19 protein-coding genes are annotated in these 16,643 nt (G+C 42.8%); 7 read left to right on the top strand and 12 right to left on the bottom strand.

From position 1 onward, the window contains the following. The first annotated feature begins 64 nt into the window (after positions 1–64). Positions 65–709: a polysaccharide deacetylase family protein gene (locus G628_RS0103385; protein ID WP_034500599.1), complete on the top strand. Its 645-nt coding sequence runs from the start codon at positions 65–67 to the stop codon at positions 707–709. Between the two features lie 32 nt (positions 710–741). On the opposite strand, the gene G628_RS0103380 is transcribed toward G628_RS0103385, so the two are convergent. Beyond that, the gene (locus tag G628_RS0103380) at positions 742–1,842 is read right to left on the bottom strand and encodes an MFS transporter (RefSeq protein WP_026655999.1); all 1,101 of its coding nucleotides are present in this window, start codon (positions 1,840–1,842) and stop codon (positions 742–744) included. Between the two features lie 91 nt (positions 1,843–1,933). Between G628_RS0103380 and G628_RS16285 the strand changes: the two genes are divergently transcribed. Next, a complete protein-coding gene (locus tag G628_RS16285) occupies positions 1,934–3,151 on the top strand; it encodes an IS91 family transposase (RefSeq protein WP_051594271.1) in 1,218 nt (405 codons plus the stop codon). Between the two features lie 25 nt (positions 3,152–3,176). Then, entirely contained in the window at positions 3,177–3,341 is a 165-nt protein-coding gene (locus G628_RS18840; RefSeq protein ID WP_176756632.1) for a hypothetical protein, read from the top strand. A gap of 294 nt (positions 3,342–3,635) precedes the next feature. Here the strand turns inward: G628_RS18840 and G628_RS0103365 are convergent, their stop codons facing one another. The 3 genes from G628_RS0103365 to G628_RS0103355 all read right to left on the bottom strand — a co-directional run bounded on the left by G628_RS0103365 (position 3,636) and on the right by G628_RS0103355 (position 5,767). Continuing rightward, on the bottom strand, positions 3,636–4,730 hold the full coding sequence (locus G628_RS0103365) for a galactitol-1-phosphate 5-dehydrogenase (RefSeq protein ID WP_026667124.1): 1,095 nt from the start codon (positions 4,728–4,730) through the stop codon (positions 3,636–3,638). Continuing rightward, the gene (locus G628_RS0103360) at positions 4,730–5,458 is read right to left on the bottom strand and encodes a 2-C-methyl-D-erythritol 4-phosphate cytidylyltransferase (RefSeq protein ID WP_027208447.1); all 729 of its coding nucleotides are present in this window, start codon (positions 5,456–5,458) and stop codon (positions 4,730–4,732) included. Before G628_RS0103360 ends, G628_RS0103365 begins: the two co-directional genes overlap by 1 nt. Positions 5,459–5,533: 75 nt before the next feature. Continuing rightward, positions 5,534–5,767, bottom strand: coding sequence for a GlsB/YeaQ/YmgE family stress response membrane protein (locus G628_RS0103355; RefSeq protein ID WP_026656002.1), 234 nt, complete (start codon positions 5,765–5,767; stop codon positions 5,534–5,536). 130 nt (positions 5,768–5,897) lie between these two features. Between G628_RS0103355 and G628_RS0103350 the strand changes: the two genes are divergently transcribed. After that, a complete protein-coding gene (locus tag G628_RS0103350) occupies positions 5,898–6,149 on the top strand; it encodes a TIGR03905 family TSCPD domain-containing protein (RefSeq protein WP_027208446.1) in 252 nt (83 codons plus the stop codon). A gap of 73 nt (positions 6,150–6,222) precedes the next feature. On the opposite strand, the gene G628_RS0103345 is transcribed toward G628_RS0103350, so the two are convergent. The 6 genes from G628_RS0103345 to G628_RS16280 all read right to left on the bottom strand — a co-directional run bounded on the left by G628_RS0103345 (position 6,223) and on the right by G628_RS16280 (position 12,618). Then, positions 6,223–6,624: a pyridoxamine 5'-phosphate oxidase family protein gene (locus G628_RS0103345; RefSeq protein ID WP_330365408.1), complete on the bottom strand. Its 402-nt coding sequence runs from the start codon at positions 6,622–6,624 to the stop codon at positions 6,223–6,225. Between the two features lie 228 nt (positions 6,625–6,852). Beyond that, the gene (locus G628_RS0103340; RefSeq protein WP_027208445.1) at positions 6,853–9,177 is read right to left on the bottom strand and encodes a carbohydrate-binding protein; all 2,325 of its coding nucleotides are present in this window, start codon (positions 9,175–9,177) and stop codon (positions 6,853–6,855) included. Positions 9,178–9,397: 220 nt separating this feature from the next. Further along, positions 9,398–10,132 carry an amino acid ABC transporter ATP-binding protein gene (locus G628_RS0103335; RefSeq protein ID WP_027208444.1) on the bottom strand — a complete coding sequence of 245 codons (735 nt, stop codon included), beginning with the start codon at positions 10,130–10,132 and terminating at the stop codon, positions 9,398–9,400. 1 nt (position 10,133) lies between these two features. Then, positions 10,134–10,802: an amino acid ABC transporter permease gene (locus G628_RS0103330; protein ID WP_027208443.1), complete on the bottom strand. Its 669-nt coding sequence runs from the start codon at positions 10,800–10,802 to the stop codon at positions 10,134–10,136. Positions 10,803–10,806: 4 nt separating this feature from the next. Continuing rightward, complete coding sequence (locus G628_RS0103325) at positions 10,807–11,466, bottom strand: amino acid ABC transporter permease (protein ID WP_026667119.1); 660 nt, start codon at positions 11,464–11,466, stop codon at positions 10,807–10,809. A gap of 138 nt (positions 11,467–11,604) precedes the next feature. After that, positions 11,605–12,618, bottom strand: coding sequence for a transporter substrate-binding domain-containing protein (locus G628_RS16280; RefSeq protein ID WP_081670539.1), 1,014 nt, complete (start codon positions 12,616–12,618; stop codon positions 11,605–11,607). A gap of 276 nt (positions 12,619–12,894) precedes the next feature. Here G628_RS16280 and panB point away from each other — a divergent pair, with 276 nt between their 5' ends. The 3 genes from panB to panD are packed head-to-tail and all read left to right on the top strand — an operon-like array spanning position 12,895 to position 15,064. Next, positions 12,895–13,758 (top strand): 3-methyl-2-oxobutanoate hydroxymethyltransferase, encoded by an 864-nt coding sequence (panB, locus tag G628_RS16275; protein WP_051199004.1) that lies wholly within the window; start codon positions 12,895–12,897, stop codon positions 13,756–13,758. A gap of 44 nt (positions 13,759–13,802) precedes the next feature. Further along, the gene (panC, locus tag G628_RS0103310; protein ID WP_026667118.1) at positions 13,803–14,654 is read left to right on the top strand and encodes a pantoate--beta-alanine ligase; all 852 of its coding nucleotides are present in this window, start codon (positions 13,803–13,805) and stop codon (positions 14,652–14,654) included. A gap of 17 nt (positions 14,655–14,671) precedes the next feature. Continuing rightward, positions 14,672–15,064 (top strand): aspartate 1-decarboxylase, encoded by a 393-nt coding sequence (panD, locus tag G628_RS0103305; protein ID WP_026656010.1) that lies wholly within the window; start codon positions 14,672–14,674, stop codon positions 15,062–15,064. Between the two features lie 62 nt (positions 15,065–15,126). Here panD and G628_RS0103300 read toward each other — a convergent pair whose 3' ends face one another. Together G628_RS0103300 and G628_RS0103295 are read right to left on the bottom strand one after the other, a co-directional pair. Further along, positions 15,127–15,879, bottom strand: a complete 753-nt coding sequence (locus G628_RS0103300) for a basic amino acid ABC transporter substrate-binding protein (RefSeq protein WP_026667117.1) — start codon at positions 15,877–15,879, stop codon at positions 15,127–15,129. Between the two features lie 26 nt (positions 15,880–15,905). Next, positions 15,906–16,637, bottom strand: a complete 732-nt coding sequence (locus tag G628_RS0103295) for an amino acid ABC transporter ATP-binding protein (protein WP_278246531.1) — start codon at positions 16,635–16,637, stop codon at positions 15,906–15,908. Between the last annotated feature and the right edge of the window lie 6 nt (positions 16,638–16,643).

Raw genomic sequence — 16,643 nt, 5'->3', positions numbered from 1 at the left:
GTGGTATATTAGATATTAGTTACTTTTACAAATTTACAACGATTACAAATGGGGATTAGAAATTATGGGTAAAAAAATAGCATTAACTTTTGATGACGGCCCGAGCACCGTCACAACGCCACAGGTTCTTGAAAAGCTCAAGAAGTATAATGTTGTCGCATCTTTTTTCCTGATTGCGGACAACATAACCGATGAATCGGAAAAGATTGTCAGAGAGTGCATCGCGCACGGTTGCGAGATCTGCAATCACTCAAAGACGCATTCTCACATGCAGACATTTACGGCAGACGAAGTACGCTCAGAGCTTGAATATACCGACAAGGAAATTGAGAGAATTGCCGGATATAAGCCGCGTTTTTTCAGACCTCCGTTCATAGATGTGAGCCGGACCATGTACGACTGCATAGATCTTCCGTTTATATGCGGAATTCACGGCGAAGACTGGGAAGACAGCATTCTTGCCAAAGAGCGTGCTGAAAAGATATTGTCTCAGGCCTGTGACGGCTCGATCATCCTTATGCATGATTACACAGGAAACGTTGAAACCGTCAAAGCCCTCGACATTGTTATCCCTGAGCTTCTTGCGCAGGGTTATGAATTTGTAAATATAAGCGACCTCTTCAAAGACGGAGGCGTTGAGCCCACCGTGCACAGCGGTATCGTCTATTCAAATATACACGACACCGAGCCAAGAGAACCGCTTTGCTGAAATTGAATCTGTAATGCATTGAAGCATTTCACTTACAGCATAAACAACGCTCCGAATATCGGCGACAGGATTATCATGACCACAGAGAACATGAAGGAGTTCACGGACATGAGTGTTGCGCGCTGTTCGGAGGGAATCATATTGTTGATCATGACGTCGGTTCGCACTTCAATATAATTGTCTCCGAAAGCACCGACAAATCCACCAATAACGGCTAAAATAATGTTTCCGGAAAATGCCATTGCGAATGCAAAACAAACACACAACAAGCTTATAACTCCAATATATCTGTATCGCGAAGGCTTTATGTACTCGACAGTCTTCGCTCCCACAGCGGCGCCAAGGCCCATGGCAAAAAGTGCCGGACCAAGAAACACATTTGAAATTCCCATCTCGGGAAGTCTTGCCTGCAGGAAGAAAAGAACAAGTATCGAAACCGCTCCTATAGCCGCATTAAAGATAATAATAAGCCTGACTCTCGAATTATTCTTAAGAAAAAGAAAGCTCTCTCTTGCAACTTCCGCAAAGCGTTTCTTAACGCTCTTCTCTTCACTAAGTTCAGTTCGAACCTCCCGCAGAGACGCCGCAATTCCGATCGCGATCAATCCCACAATAACATCCACCGCGTACGCTTTTCTATATCCAAGCGCCAGCGCCGCTCCCGCAAGAATCTTTGCAAGCGAGCTTGTGACCTGATATATGACAAGATCGTTAGATGCAAACTTATCGTACTCGCCCTCAATCCCCGCCTCTTTCAGCGAGTCATAAGCAAGTGCTTCTCTGGTTCCCGACGCAAGATTATAACTGAGCGCACTCACAACCATCGCAACAGCAATAAATAAAAATGAATTTGAAAAGATCATCATGAGAGCCGCCAGTACAGACACTACGCTGCTCGCGATCATCGTCTTCTTCCTTCCGAACACATCTGCCACAGCCCCCGACGGAACTTCGAAGATCATACTTGCAACATGAAATATACTCTCGAACAAGCCGATTTCCGCAGTCGTAAATCCTCTCGCCGCAAGAAGCGCAACCCACGACGCTCCGGCAATCATGAGACTTCCCACACTGTCTAATAAATACAATTTCCCTATCTGTCTTTTTGCTGTCTTTATACTAAATTTATTCATAAAAAAGTGCCTATGGCACTTCAACTCCCCTGCCCCTCACTCATGAGGGGTTGGGGTTGTTTTTTGCCTCAATTCATTCATAATGATTTTTATGAAACGAAACATACTGCAAGATCTGTTCCGAGATCATTATGAAGAAATTCAATATACTCTCCATCCCCGCAAAACGGAAATGGAAAACATCGATAAGATGCTCAATTGTGGCGATCCTGCCTATGGTGGCGCCATGTATGGCTGCCACGATTGTGGTAATCTCAAGTTCATTCCCTTTCGTTGTCATTCAAGATTCTGTCCTACCTGTGGTTCCATGTATTCGCAAAAACGTGCTCTGGCCATGTCTTTCAAACTCATAAACTGCCAGCACCGACACTGCGTTTTTACTATATCAAAAGAATTACGCCATTACTTTCTCGAAGACCGTAATCTTCTCAACTGTCTTTTTGACGCCGCCAGCAGCGTTATTCGTCGGATGTTCTACAAAACCAACAAAAGTCAGAACTTCACTCCCGGTTACATTCTGGTTCTTCACACATTTGGACGTCCATTGGAATGGAATCCTCATATCCACTGCCTTATATCTGAAGGTGGTGTAGGTGACACCGGATTTTGGCGTAAAGTCAATTACTTCAGTTTTCAATACATGCGCCATGCTTTTCAAACCGCTCTTCTTAATCTTATGGAAGCTCTTATTACTGACTCCGCGAAAAAAGCATTGTTCAAAAAAGAAAAAGCTCTCTCATACAAAAATCAAAAAGATGGATTCTATATATATGCAAAACCCACTCTCGCTGACAAGAACAAAGTGGCTAAATATATAGGTCGATACCTTGGGCGCCCTGCAATCGGCCTATCAAGAATTGATTCCTATGATAAAGCGCATGATACTATTACTTTCCACTACAACAGGCATGAGGACGAAGTCCTTGTCACCGAAACACTTCCTGCAATAGACTTCATCAAACGCCTTATCCAGCACATACCTGAAAAAGACTTTAAGATGATACGCTACTACGGCGTGTATGGTCGACATCGAGAATCAGATAAAAAGCTCTACCGTCTTATTCCCCCCACCAAACAGCCATTCTTCAAATCTTTCTTACAATGGCGCTCAAGTATTCTTTCAGCATTTGGCTATGATCCAATCAAATGTTCAAAGTGCAGTAGTACCATGAAATTCCTTGATTTGTACTTTAATCATAAACATATTTCTCTTGAAGACTTATACAAAGAGGCAAAGGGAAAATGCCGTCCCAAAAGCAGAGCTCCATCTTCAAAACCAAACAGTGTTTCCCCATGTTTCTGCACATGATAAAATCATGCAAGGAGGAACAGTTATGGTCGATAAAGAACTAATTGCAAAGCTTAGAGAGAAATACATCCAAAATCCGCCGGAAGGCATGTCGGCGAACGAAATCCGCGAGATGGATGATGAAGACCTTCTCGACATGGATTACTTTATGCATGAAGATGATGAATTTTTTGATGAGGTAGATTGGTAATTATACCAACTTACCTCTACTTTGCGTGGCCCGGTCTTGCCGGGCCTTTTAATTCAAGATTTCGCCGTCAAGGCGAAATTTCCTATTAATTAAAAAAATCTCCTCATCTTTTTTGGTAAGTAAAAAGAATACGGAGATAACACGTTCTAATTTTGCAGTTAAAGCCTTTCAAACTTTGCAAATTCACCTAAAAAAGAGCGCACTATCCCCGTAAACAGCAAAAATGCATCCATTCATCAATTGAATATTAACTGTTTTCCAGGACATTCGTTCGCTCCTTCCAAATTTTTTCATTTATAATCCACTTGGATAGATCATAATCTTGCAATAATCTTCCGTCTTATTGCGCATAATGTCAAGCCCTTTATCAAGCTCTTCCAACGAAAGTCTGTGCGTAATAAGCTTAGAAGGCTTGATTCCGCCTGCTTCCAATCTGCTAAGCACATAATGCCAATCGTCAATCTGTGCTACATCCACACCACATTCAGCCGCATCTTTTCTATATGAAGAATTCCATATTCCCATAAGACGCATCTGCTTTCTCAAGATTTCCCAATAAGTATTTCTGGAAAAAGACATATCACCCCTTGGGTTACCGACCAGAACCTGTCTGGATTTCGGCGCTCCCGCTTCAAGTCCGTATCTGATACTTTCGTTACTTCCGACGCACTCAAAATAAACAGAAACTCCGCTTGTCTTCTCTTTAAGCCATGCGACAGGGTCTGAAGTTCTGACATCGCAGTAATGCTCCGAAGCGATTCCAAGATCAAGCGCCTTCTCCCTGTGACTGTCCTTGTTTCCGATAACATAGAGATTCGAAAATCCCATATCCATCAAAAGCATAACAACCATGAGCCCTATTGTTCCCATTCCGCAAACCGCGATCTTAACTTCGCAATCTGAAGGATCAATTCCGGCGCAGCCCGTTCTCACCGCATTGGCAGCAACGGCGAGCGGTTCTATCATAGCTCCCTCTTCAAAAGAGATGTTATCCACAAGCTCTATAAGGTTATCCACAGGAACACACACATATTCCGCAAAGGCACCGTCGCGTCTTGAACCGGTATAGTCATAGTTAAGGCACAGATCCGTCTCTCCCTTCACGCACATCTCGCATTTCCTGCATGGAATCTTAGGCGAAACGGCAGTCCGCATTCCTTTAAGCTCAGGAGAAACATTCGCACCTGTCTTTACGACAACTCCCGAAAACTCATGCCCCGGAATAAGCGGCATCTTGTGCGCCCCGGTCTCATAGACACGCGGCACGTCCGATCCACATATTCCAACGGCCATGACTTTAACAAGAACTTCGTTATCGCCGGGAGAAGATATCTCCACCTCCTCATACCTTATATCTCCTATGTCATGCAGTACCCATGCCTTCGACATTACTGCTTTTCCTCCTTAAGCTGCTTAAACCTGTCAAGATCTGACGCTGTTGTCACTTTGAAATTTGCTTCGTTTCCGTTAATCATCGCAATATCCATTCCCGCAATGATCGCCGGTTCCGTCGCACCATTTATGGAAAAGATCTTATCGGGCAAAAGAATCACATTTGCCTCATAGTATTTTTTATATTTAAAAAGCTCAGGCGCCTGGCCTGCATATACTTTATGCCTGTCAAGAAGCTTTGATACCGTCTTACCGTTCTCACTAAGATAGACAGTATCCTTCATGGAAATAACAGGCATAACACCGTCATGACCTGAAATTGCTCCATAGCAGTCATTTAAAAGTTTCACATCAAGAAAAGGTCTTGCTGCATCATGAACAATCACCGTATCCTTGTCGGAAACATCCTCAATATTCTCCTTCTTTGAGATATCGCGAAGAATTGCAGTCATTCCGCTTAATATCGACGCCTGCCTGTTTACCCCCGGCATGGCAAAGCCTTTTATCTTCTTCACATTAAGACCGGCCTTCTCGGCATCTGCCACAATCTCTTTTGTCCAATCATCGCCTGCAACCACATATACGCCATCGATGTGCTTGCACTCAAGAAGCGGCTTTATAGCATAAGTTGCCATCATATATCCGCCCGCACGCACATACTGCTTTGGTACATCTGATTCAGTCCTGGTACCGGTCCCCCCGGCCAAAAAAATCGCATAATTCATAATCTAAACCGCTTCCCTTTTACATATAATGTTAGTGGCCATAGCAAATAAGCCACGACCACGAAAAATGATTATTTAGAACAGCTTTCTTCCGCCCCAAATGCAGATGCAAGCACCTACAACTGATATCAAAAGTCTTCCGATGAGACCGTTCGCATTTAAATCAAGAAGTCCGAATACGAATCCTCCGACAAATCCACCGACAACTCCAAGAATTATGTTCTTAAGAGTTCCCGAAGATTCATTCATGATCTTGCTCGCAATAAAACCTGCAACAGCTCCCAATATAAGACTACCGATCAATCCCATTTTTTCCTCCATTCAAAAAACAAAACGTTAACTATCATTTTATATGATACCGCATTTTTAGAAATTTCGGTACTTGATATTTTTTACGTAAAATGTAGAATATCCATATCAGAAAAAGGAGATTTCTATTATGCAGAATTATTCATACCAGACCCGCGGTGTCTGTGCAAAAAAGGTCGATTTTGATATCGAAGACGGCAAACTTCACAATGTGAAATTCACAGGCGGATGTCCCGGCAACACCGCTGCCGTTGGCAAACTTCTTGAAGGAATGGATGCAGAAAAAGCTGTTGCCATCTTAAAAGGAAACGATTGCAACGGAAAAGGCACTTCATGCGCCGACCAGCTCGCAATCGCTGTAGAACAGGCACTTGCAAACTAAATTATAATTTCCTATTGAAAAAATAGCTGTTTCCAAGCGACTAAGTCTTGAAAACAGCTATTTTAAATTTTCATCAGAACTTCAGTGTTACGGGAGCCTCTGTAAATGATGTAATTGTTGCTGTCGCATTTTTGAAATACAACATCTGCATATTGTCATCATCTGCGCTGTACATTCCGTTAAGCTGAGGCATCTTCTCAAGCATTGCAACCTTAACATCGTGAGAATCATCATTGATAAGCTCTCCGGCTACACGGATCCATCTGCCATCCTTAAATGCACAGATCTCAGCCTTAGGATTTGCTGCAAGCTGCTTAGAAACGTCTTTAACTTTACCTGTCTGAATATAGAGCTTGTCACCTGACAATAGAACTGTGCCGAAAGGTCTTACTCTCGGCTGATCTCCGTCTACAGTAGCGAGATAATAAGTCCCTGCATCATTTAAAAAATCATATACTTTCTGAATATCTGACATTTATCTACCCTCCAAATGTACATCATTTTATTTCACAAAGTTCATGTTAGTATAAAAAAAAAGATGTGTAAATATACAAACTTGATTAAATTATGTAAGAATTTCCTTATAAATTGCTATACGCAGAAAACTCCTCTCACTGTTTTTCACAGTAGAGAGGAGCTTCCGGTTTCGTATCAGCTTTTTACTTTCTATTTCAATTCAATTATCTTTATTAAACTTCTTAAATTATTTTACAAACTCATATGTTATTGTTCTGGGTGCTGTGCCCTGTCCAATAATACCGAATGAGATGAAGTTACCGTTCTCGATGTATGCATTCCAGAAGAAAGGAGTAATTACATAATAATCGCCTTCTTCCTTGACTTCCATGCACCAGCTCTGGTTGATCTTGATTCCATCCTTCTTGATTCTGAGCTTCCAGCCGTTTACTGTCTCACCTGAGTTATTGCTTACTCTGAAATCTACGAGATATCCTGAACCCCAGTCATTTACAGTGTGAGAAAGTGTAAGGTTTGACTTAGCGGGTGTAGGTGTCTCTGTGCTTCCACCGTTTCCGTTATCGGGTGCCGGTGTAGGTGTTGGAGTGGGTGTTGGTGTAGGAGTAGGTGTAGGTGTGGGAGTAGGTGTAGGTGTAGGTGTAGGTGTGGGAGTAGGTGTGCTTCCGTTACCCTGATCATCTACGCTTGCCTTCCAGCTTGCAATACTTACATCACCAACTTTACCAACAAATGCAAGTGTATGTCTTCCTGTAATATTATCAAACTTCAATGTATAAGTTGCATATTTACCGTTTGTATTGGCAATCTTGATATTTCCAAGTGCCTTTCCGTCAACGCCACCGTCTCTGATCTCGACAACAGCGGGCTTATCTGCCTTTGCACTGATAGTGATTGATGTTGCACCCTTCTTGAAATCTACATCCTTTATTGTGAAGTAGTCACCGGAACCAAGGCTTGAAACTACCTTCTTTCCGTTGTAATCTACATATTCAATGCCCTTTGTCTCACCATAGTTAACGCCTGTTGAGATCTCGTTGTAAGGGAAAAGAGTTGATCCTGAACCACTCTTTGTATCCTCTGTCTTCTCAGGTGTAGGAGTAGGTGTTGGAGTAGGAGTAGGAGTAGGTGTTACATCATCCTTCTTCTCAGGTGCGCTCATTGCCTTCCAGCTTGCAATGCTTGTATTTCCAAGCTTTCCTACGAATGCGATTGTATGCTTTCCTGTAAGACCATCAACCTGTACGCTGAATGTCTCATATTTTCCGTCTGTAGAATTAATCTTAAATGTTCCGAGCACTTTTCCGTCTGCGCCGCCTTCTCTAAGCTCTACCATAGCAGGCTTGTCAGACTTTGCATTTATGAACATTGTAGCAACGCCCTTCTTGAAATCTACATCCTTTATTGTGAAGTAGTCACCGGAACCAAGGCTTGAAACTACCTTCTTTCCGTTGTAATCTACATATTCAATGCCCTTTGTCTCACCGTAATTCACATCTGTTGAGATTTCATTGTAAGGGAAAAGAGTTGCTCCTGTTCCTGTCTTTCCTGTTGTATCTTCAACCTTCTCAGGCTCTTTGTTATTGTCTCCCTGTGTATCCTTATCAGGAGTCTTTGTCTTATCATCTGTCTTAGCGCCGGGTGCATGTAATGCCTTCCAGCTCTCAATACTTACGTTACCTGCCTTACCTACGAATACAACGGCATGAGTTCCTGTAACATCGTTCTCCTCTGCCTTTACTGTTACTGTCTTATACTCGCCGTCTGTAGAAGTAACTTTAACCTTACCAAGTAATGTTCCCTCAACGCCGTCAGCTCTAATCTCCAATGCTGAAGGCTCATCAGACTTAAGTGATATATTAAATGCAGCTACGCCCTTATCAAAAGTAAGGTTATGTACTACATAGTAGTCGTCCTTCTCAAGGCTTGTAAGAACCTTTGTGTCCTTATTATCCTGCTGCTCGATTCCCTTAGAGTCCTTAGAAACCTCTTCTGTCTTGATTACATCATAAGGTGAAACAAAATCTCCTTCACCTGTCTTTCCTGTCTCAGAATCAACAGGGAACTCTGTCTTAGCTTCATCCTCTGAAGATGCCTCTACAGCTGACCATTTATCAATAGCTATAGTTCCCATCTTTCCAACAAAAGCAATGGTCTTCTTACCATCAATCTTCACTGATGAATCGATCACGAACTCTTTATATTCGCCCTTTGTTGCACCAATTTTAATATTTGCGATGACGTCACCGTCAGCACCGCCTTCTCTGATTTCAAGAAGTGAAGCTGAATCAGCCTTTGCATTTACCTTGAACTTTGATACTCCCTTAGAAAAGTTAACATCCTTTACTATAAAATAATCACCGGAATCAATACTTGATACCGCCTTGACATCCCCATCAGTAACAACCTTTGTTCCTGACTGTCCGAAATTAACTTCTGCTTCCACCCCGTTATAAGGATTAAGCGCAGGTGCCGCATTAACATCTACGCTGTTGTTAAGTACCAGTAAGCCCCCCATGGCAATACTTGATAAAACCGTCATTTGTCTTTTCATACATGTACCTCCACATTTTGTAAACTTATTCCTTACAAATATTTTTATATATTAAATATTCTTTAATATTTGTTAGGATAAGACAAATTATAGCAGTAAACGTTTAAGACGACTTGTCAAATATTGCTTTCGCCTGCCCAATTATTGCTTTTTGGTGAAAATTTGTTACTTTTCTTTTAACGTCGGATTGTATCAAATAAAGTTGTTATTAATATAGTATTCAATACGAGAATGTCTGCAAAAATTGCTTCAATCTATCCGACTTCGGATTTTCAAAAAACTCTTCGGGGCTTCCTTCTTCAACAATTCTTCCATTATCAATGAACACCATTCGGTCCGCAACAGCTCTTGCAAACTGCATTTCATGCGTCACGATTATCATTGTCCGCCCTTCTTTTGCCAGTGAAAGAACAACTTCGAGGACCTCGTGTACCATCTCAGGATCGAGCGCCGCCGTTATCTCATCAAGAAGCAGTATCTCAGGATGCATGATAAGCGCCCTTACTATCGCAACTCTCTGCTTCTGTCCGCCTGACAACTGCCTGGGGAAACTGTCTTTTTTGGTCAAAAGACCTACTCTCTCAAGTAAAGTCAGCGCCTCCTTTTCAACTTCCTTCTTATCTCTCTTCTTAACCTTTACAGGTGCAAGCATAAGATTCTGAAGTACCGTAAGATGCGGGAAAAGATCGTAGCTCTGAAATACCATCCCCGCTTTTTCCCTGATATTTCCGATATTCTTGCTCGCAGCATCAACCTTCTCACCGTCCAGCAAGATCTCTCCGTCCTGTATATTTTCAAGAGCGTTAAGGCATCTCAGAAACGTACTTTTTCCGCAGCCCGAAGGACCGACGATAACCACAACTTCGCCTCTTTTTACCGTAAGATTCATATTTTCGAAAACTGTTATGTCTTCATATCTTTTGCATACATTATTTACTTTGAGTATCTCTTCCATATCAGTTCTCCCATTTCTTCTCTAAATATCTTGAAAGCATACTGATCGGCCAGCATGCCATAAAGTACAGCAAAAATATTACAAGGAATATTCCAAACGCCGCCGTGGGCGATGCTTTCCTGTTTGCCTCGATTATCTGCTGTCCAACTTTGAGCACCTCTACGATTCCTATCATCATAACAAGGCTCGTAGTCTTTATCATTCTCGTGATCAGGTTTATCGACAGCGGTATCATGCGCCTTATGATCTGCGGCACGATAACATATCTGTACGTCTGAAATCTGTTAAGTCCAAGCGATATGCTGCTTTCGTACTGAATCACAGGTATGCTCAGAAGTGCGCCTCGAACAAGGTCCGCCATCTCAGCCGTTCCCCAGAACGAGAACACGATGACGGCAGCCGTCTCTGCCTCCAGATTGATTCCCAGTGCTTTCGTGGTCCCGAAGTACACGATGAAAAGAAGCACCATCTGCGGCATTATCCTTACAATCTCAAGATACACTCTTGTGATCACCGTAATTACAGGGTTCTTGAATGCCATCAAAATTCCAAGTATAACTCCAAGCACAATACTTATCGCAACGGATATAAAACTTATCTTCAGCGAAACTGCAAGTCCCGTCAGGAGCCTTATCATATTATTTCCTTTTAATAAAACTTCAAATCCCATATGCTCACACTCCTAACGTCCTAAATCTTGCCTTTTTCTCAATAAAGCTTCCTATCACCGAAACGGGAAGCAGCATTATTATATAGAAAATAACCAGCAGGAACAGCGCTTCCTTCGTATCGTAGTAAAGTCCTATCAGGTCTTTTGCCGTAAACATAAGGTCCATAAGGCTTATCGCAGAAAAGACACTTGTCTCTTTGAGAAGGAAAATGACATTTGCCAGTATTCCCGGAACGCTCTGCGAGATTGCCTGCGGCAGTATTACCGATAAAAAGAGCTGTTTCCTTGATAATCCAAGTGCGAGCGCGCTCTCTGTCTGTGAATTCGGCACGCTCTCAAGTCCGCTCCTAAATACTTCAGCCATGTAACTTCCGCCAAGAAGCCCAAGCCCGACAAATCCGCACGTCTCCGCAGATATCGACAGCCCTACTTTCGGAAGTCCGAAGTATATGAAAAAAAGCTGCACAAGAAGCGGTGTATTTCTGAAAAGCTCGATATACACAAGCGCTATCCCAGACAGAAACGGAATCTTAAAGTGCATGATAAATGCGACAACAAGTCCTATGGCCAACGCAAACAATATACCAAGCCATCCGATCCTTATCGTTAAGAAAAATGCTTCTATATATAGTGGAATATAGGAAATAATAACGTCTAAGTTCATGTTGTGTTTCCTTTTAAAAACAAGTATTGGGAGAGCCCGCAAGCTCTCCCTCATTTATGTTACCGGTTATGATATCTTGAATCATGTTCTTACAAAATCCGCAACCGGTGCGGATTTCTGCAATTTAATTCATGTACTTCACTGTGCAGATGAAGCCTCTGTTGAAGCTTCTGCATCTGAAGCTGCTGCGCCTGCATCCTCTGAAGAAGCTGATGAAGCGTCAGATGAAGCTTCTGCGGCATCGGCGACCTTTCCGCCCTCAACTACGAGTGTTTCCTCATAATCTTTGCCGTATGTATCGATAAGAGTTGCCTCATAATCTGCATGGAAGAAGTTCTCTTTTCCAAGTGTCTCGATCTCACCGTTGATCCAGTCAAGAAGTGTTGTGTTGCCCTTAGATACTGCAGGTGCGATAGTATCCTGGCTTCCGAGTGAAGGAATACCTACTTCATATCCCTCATTCTCGATTGCATATGCAATAACCTCTGTATTGTCATTTGCCCAAGCTACGCCTGTTCCGTTTTCAAAAGAAGTCTTTGCTGTTGCATATGTATCAAACTTCTGGAGCTTGATGTCGGGATAGTTCTTTTCAAGATATGTCTCTGCTGTTGTTCCTGAGATAACGATAACCTGATCGTCAGGCTTGATCTCACTGAGGTCCTTAATTACATTTGCTTTGGGAGATACAACTCCGAGAGCTACATTCATATAAGGAAGTGCGAAGTCAACTTTTTCTGCTCTTTCTTCTGTAACCGTGAAATTTGCAAGTACGATATCAACCTTACCTGTCTCAAGGTATTCAACTCTGCTTGCCGCCTCTGTTGATACGAAGTTGATCTTTACACCGAGGTCTTCGCCAAGTTTATTTGCGAAGTAAACATCATATCCCTGATATTCACCGTTCTCATCAACATATCCGAAGGGGTTCTTATCTGAGAAAACTCCGATGTTGATCTCGCCACTCTCCTTGATCTCATCAAGTGTTCTGTATACTTTGTCTGTGCTCTGTTCCTGTGCTGCAGGAGCTTCGCTGCTTGTCTGCTCTGCAGAACTATCTTTAGCAGAAGCGGAACCGCATCCTGTAAGTGTTGCTGCTCCAAGTGCAAGTGTAAGTGTTGCAGCTAATATTTTTTTCAAATTGTTCTTTTTCATAATGTTACTCTCCTCAAAACTTAAATTTTCCAATTGAACTTTACTGTCAGATTTTTTAACGGGTCCGTTTCGTAATCACTGAACAAATATTACTTCCAATTACCTATTAGGTCAATAGGTTTTTCGATAGCTAATCTTTATATCTCCTGATAGGTTACGGTTATATCCGGACAATTAATGCTGGAATATGCAACTCATGTCTGATATAGTTACATCGAAGCCCTAAAACAATGAGACCTTGAACGATCAAGGCTTGTATGGAAAAGAGGTAAAAAAATGAAGAAGACAGTAACGACGTTACAACAACAAAAGTTGGAAGGCCGTAGAATCAGCATGCTCACATGCTACGACTACACTACCGCATGCCTTATGGAGGCGGCAGGCGTAGACACAGTGCTGATAGGCGACTCTCTCGGAATGACCATGCTCGGTTATGACGACACTCTTCCCGTCACCATGGAAGACATGATCCATCATACCGCAGCCGTTTCAAGAGGTTTAAAGAACACCTTCCTAATCGCTGATATGCCCTTTATGTCATATCAGACGTCAATCTATGATGCCGTAATGAATGCCGGCAGACTCATGAAAGAAGGCCACGCGCAGGCTGTCAAGCTTGAAGGCGGAACTAAGGTCTGTGAACAGATTGAAGCAATCACCAAAGCGGACATTCCCGTGGTCGCACATCTTGGACTGACTCCTCAGTCCGTCAATGCCTTCGGCGGTTTCAAAGTACAAGGCAAAAACGAAGCGCAGGCAAAGCAAATTCTCGAAGATGCACTCGCAGTAGAGAAAGCCGGCGCATTCATGGTAGTTCTCGAATGTATTCCCGAAAAACTTGCAACACTTATAACAAAACGTCTGACCATTCCTACGATCGGAATAGGCGCAGGTGCCGGATGCGACGGACAGGTACTTGTTTATCAGGATATGCTTGGCATGTTCGAAGGTATCAAGCCCAAGTTCGTAAAGCAGTTCGCACAGATTGGAAAAGAAATGAAGGAAGCTTTCAGTGCTTACGATGAAGCTGTGAAAGCGGGCGAATACCCTTCAAAAGAACATTCTTTTGCAATTGATGATGATGTTATAAGCGCTATCGCTCCTGATTTCGCAATACATGATGAAGCACGTGCAATCTGATTATTTATCAAAAACACATAAAGCATCATAGAGAGGACAATCAAATGATAATTACAGAAACAATAGATGAAGTAAAAGAACATGTAAAAGAATGGAAGAAAGCAGGCTACTCCATAGGACTTGTTCCTACAATGGGCTATCTTCATGAAGGTCACGCAAGCCTTATAAAAAGAGCCGTTGCAGAAAATGACAAGGTAATCGTAAGTGACTTCGTAAACCCGATCCAGTTCGGTGCAAATGAAGATCTTGCAACTTATCCCAGAGACTTCGAAGCCGATTGCAAGCTATGCGACGGACTTGGCGCCGATCTTATCTTCCATCCCGAACCGGCTGAGATGTATGGCGATACGTTCTTCTCACATGTCGGCGTAAATACACTTTCCAAGGGGCTCTGCGGAAGGAGCCGCCCCACGCACTTTAACGGTGTATGCACAGTCGTGACCAAGCTTTTCAACATTGCAGAGGCAGACAGAGCATACTTTGGAGAAAAAGATTATCAGCAGCTTGCAATTGTTCGTAAGATGGTTTCCGACCTCAACTACAACATAGAGATTATCGGCTGCCCCATCATAAGGGAAAAAGACGGACTTGCCAAGAGCTCAAGGAACACCTATCTGAATCAGGCAGAAAGAAGCGCCGCTCTAATCCTTCACAAAGCACTTACAAAGGGCGAAGAAATGGTCCGAAGCGGTGAAAAAAGCGCAAAGAAAGTTATCGCTGCTATCAAAGAGATAATCGAATCCGAGCCTCTTGCCAAGATTGATTATGTAGAACTTGTAGATTCTGAAAAACTTCAGCCCGTTGAAACGATCGAAGGTCCTATCCTTACAGCACTTGCTGTTTATATAGGAAAGACAAGACTCATCGACAATTTCTTCGTTGACTCTTTGGCCTGATGAGGAAGGATGTGCATATGAATATAACCATGTTAAAAGGAAAAATTCATCGTGCGACCGTAACTCACGCCGAGCTTGATTATATAGGAAGTATCACCATCGACAGCTCTCTTATGGAAGCTGCGGGAATCCTTGAATATGAACAGGTTCAGATTGTCGATGTGCAGAACGGAAACCGCTTCGAGACATATACCATTGCAGGAGAAGCGGGAAGCGGAATGATATGCCTTAACGGCGCGGCCGCCAGGCAAGTGTGCGTCGGCGACAATGTGATAATCATGTCCTACTGCACAATTGATTCACAGGAAGCCAAGACTCACAAACCTACCGTAGTATTTGTGGATGAATCCAACAAACCAGCGCGCATCACAAGATATGAGAAACACGGAAAACTCACAGATATGACATAAATATCTACTTAGACAAACAGGGCTGCCGCTATAGCGACAGCCCTGTGATCATCTAAAATTCTTTATTCAGCATCGGCATACTTTGCTGCAAACTCTGAAATTGTTCCGTCAGCGAGCATCTTATCGATTGCTTCGTTGATAGTATTAAGAAGCTCTGTGTTACCCTTCTTAACTGCGATAGCATATTCCTCAGACTCAAAAGCACTCGGATCTTCTACGATAACAAGACCTTCGTTGTCTCCGACATAATCTTTTGCAGTTGCTGAATCAATAACAACCACATCACATTTACCGTTTACAAGCTCAAGGATGCACTCTGTTCCTTTCTTGAATGCTTCGTACTGATATCCGAGATCTTTTACAACAGTCTCACCTGTATATCCCTGAACAACCGCGATTGATTTACCTTCCATATCTGCGGCAGTCTTGATATCAGAACCCTCTTTTACAACCATAACCTGTGTTGCTGTATAGTAAGGAGTTGAGAAATCAACTGTCTTAGCTCTCTCTTCCGTAGCTGTCATACCTGCGATAGCGGCATCGATCTGACCGTTCTGAATGGCAACAAGAAGTGAATCAAATTCCATGTTGGCAATCTCAACTTCTTTTCCTGCATTCTCACCGATCTTGGCTGCGATAGCCATGTCGATTCCGTCATAACCATCAATAACACCGTTTGTTGATTTGAACTCAAAAGGCGGGAATTCCGCATTTGTTCCAAACACGATCTTGTCTGAAGACGAAGAACCGCATCCTGTGAGTGCAAGGACACCCATTACCAAAATAAGTGCAACTGACAATATTCTCTTTTTCATTTTTATCTCCCTTTTTGCCTTTGTATTTATAAGACCTTACTCAAGAACAACTTTGCTCTGTCGCAGGTCGGGTGGCTGAATATCTGTTCCGGAGTTCCTTCCTCCATGATGACTCCCTCATCCATGAAAAGAACTCTGTTAGCAACTTCCCTTGCAAATCCCATCTCGTGAGTAACGATAACCATCGTCATTCCTGTCTCTGCAAGTCTCTTCATAACATCAAGAACTTCTCCTACCATCTCGGGGTCAAGTGCTGATGTAGGTTCATCAAAAAGCATTACTTCCGGTTCCATCGCAAGCGCTCTTGCAATAGCAACACGCTGCTTCTGTCCGCCGGAAAGCTGAACGGGATAATTGCCGGCTTTTTCTGCAAGGCCGACTCTCTCAAGTAACTCAAGTGCCTTCTTCTGTGCATCGGGCTTAGTCATCTTACCGAGCTTGACCGGTGCATAGGTGATATTATCAATGATAGTCATATGTGGAAAAAGATTGAAATGCTGGAATACCATTCCCATCTTCTGGCGGATCTTGTTGATATCCGTCGCCGGGTCATTTATCTTTTGCCCATCAAGGAAAACCTCTCCCTCGGAGATCTCCTCAAGCTGATTGAGACAACGCAAAAACGTGCTCTTACCTGAACCTGAGGGACCGATGACAACTACCACTTCTCCCTGCTTGATGGAAGTGGTGATGCCATTTAAAACTTCTAAATTCTCAAATTTCTTTTTAAGATTCTTTACTTCAATCATATCACTCATGGCATT

Source organism: Butyrivibrio hungatei NK4A153 (assembly GCF_000424465.1).
Lineage (GTDB): Bacteria > Bacillota > Clostridia > Lachnospirales > Lachnospiraceae > Butyrivibrio > Butyrivibrio hungatei_A.
The sequence above is the reverse complement of the archived record's forward strand: the minus strand, read 5'-3'. Positions and strand labels throughout refer to the sequence as shown.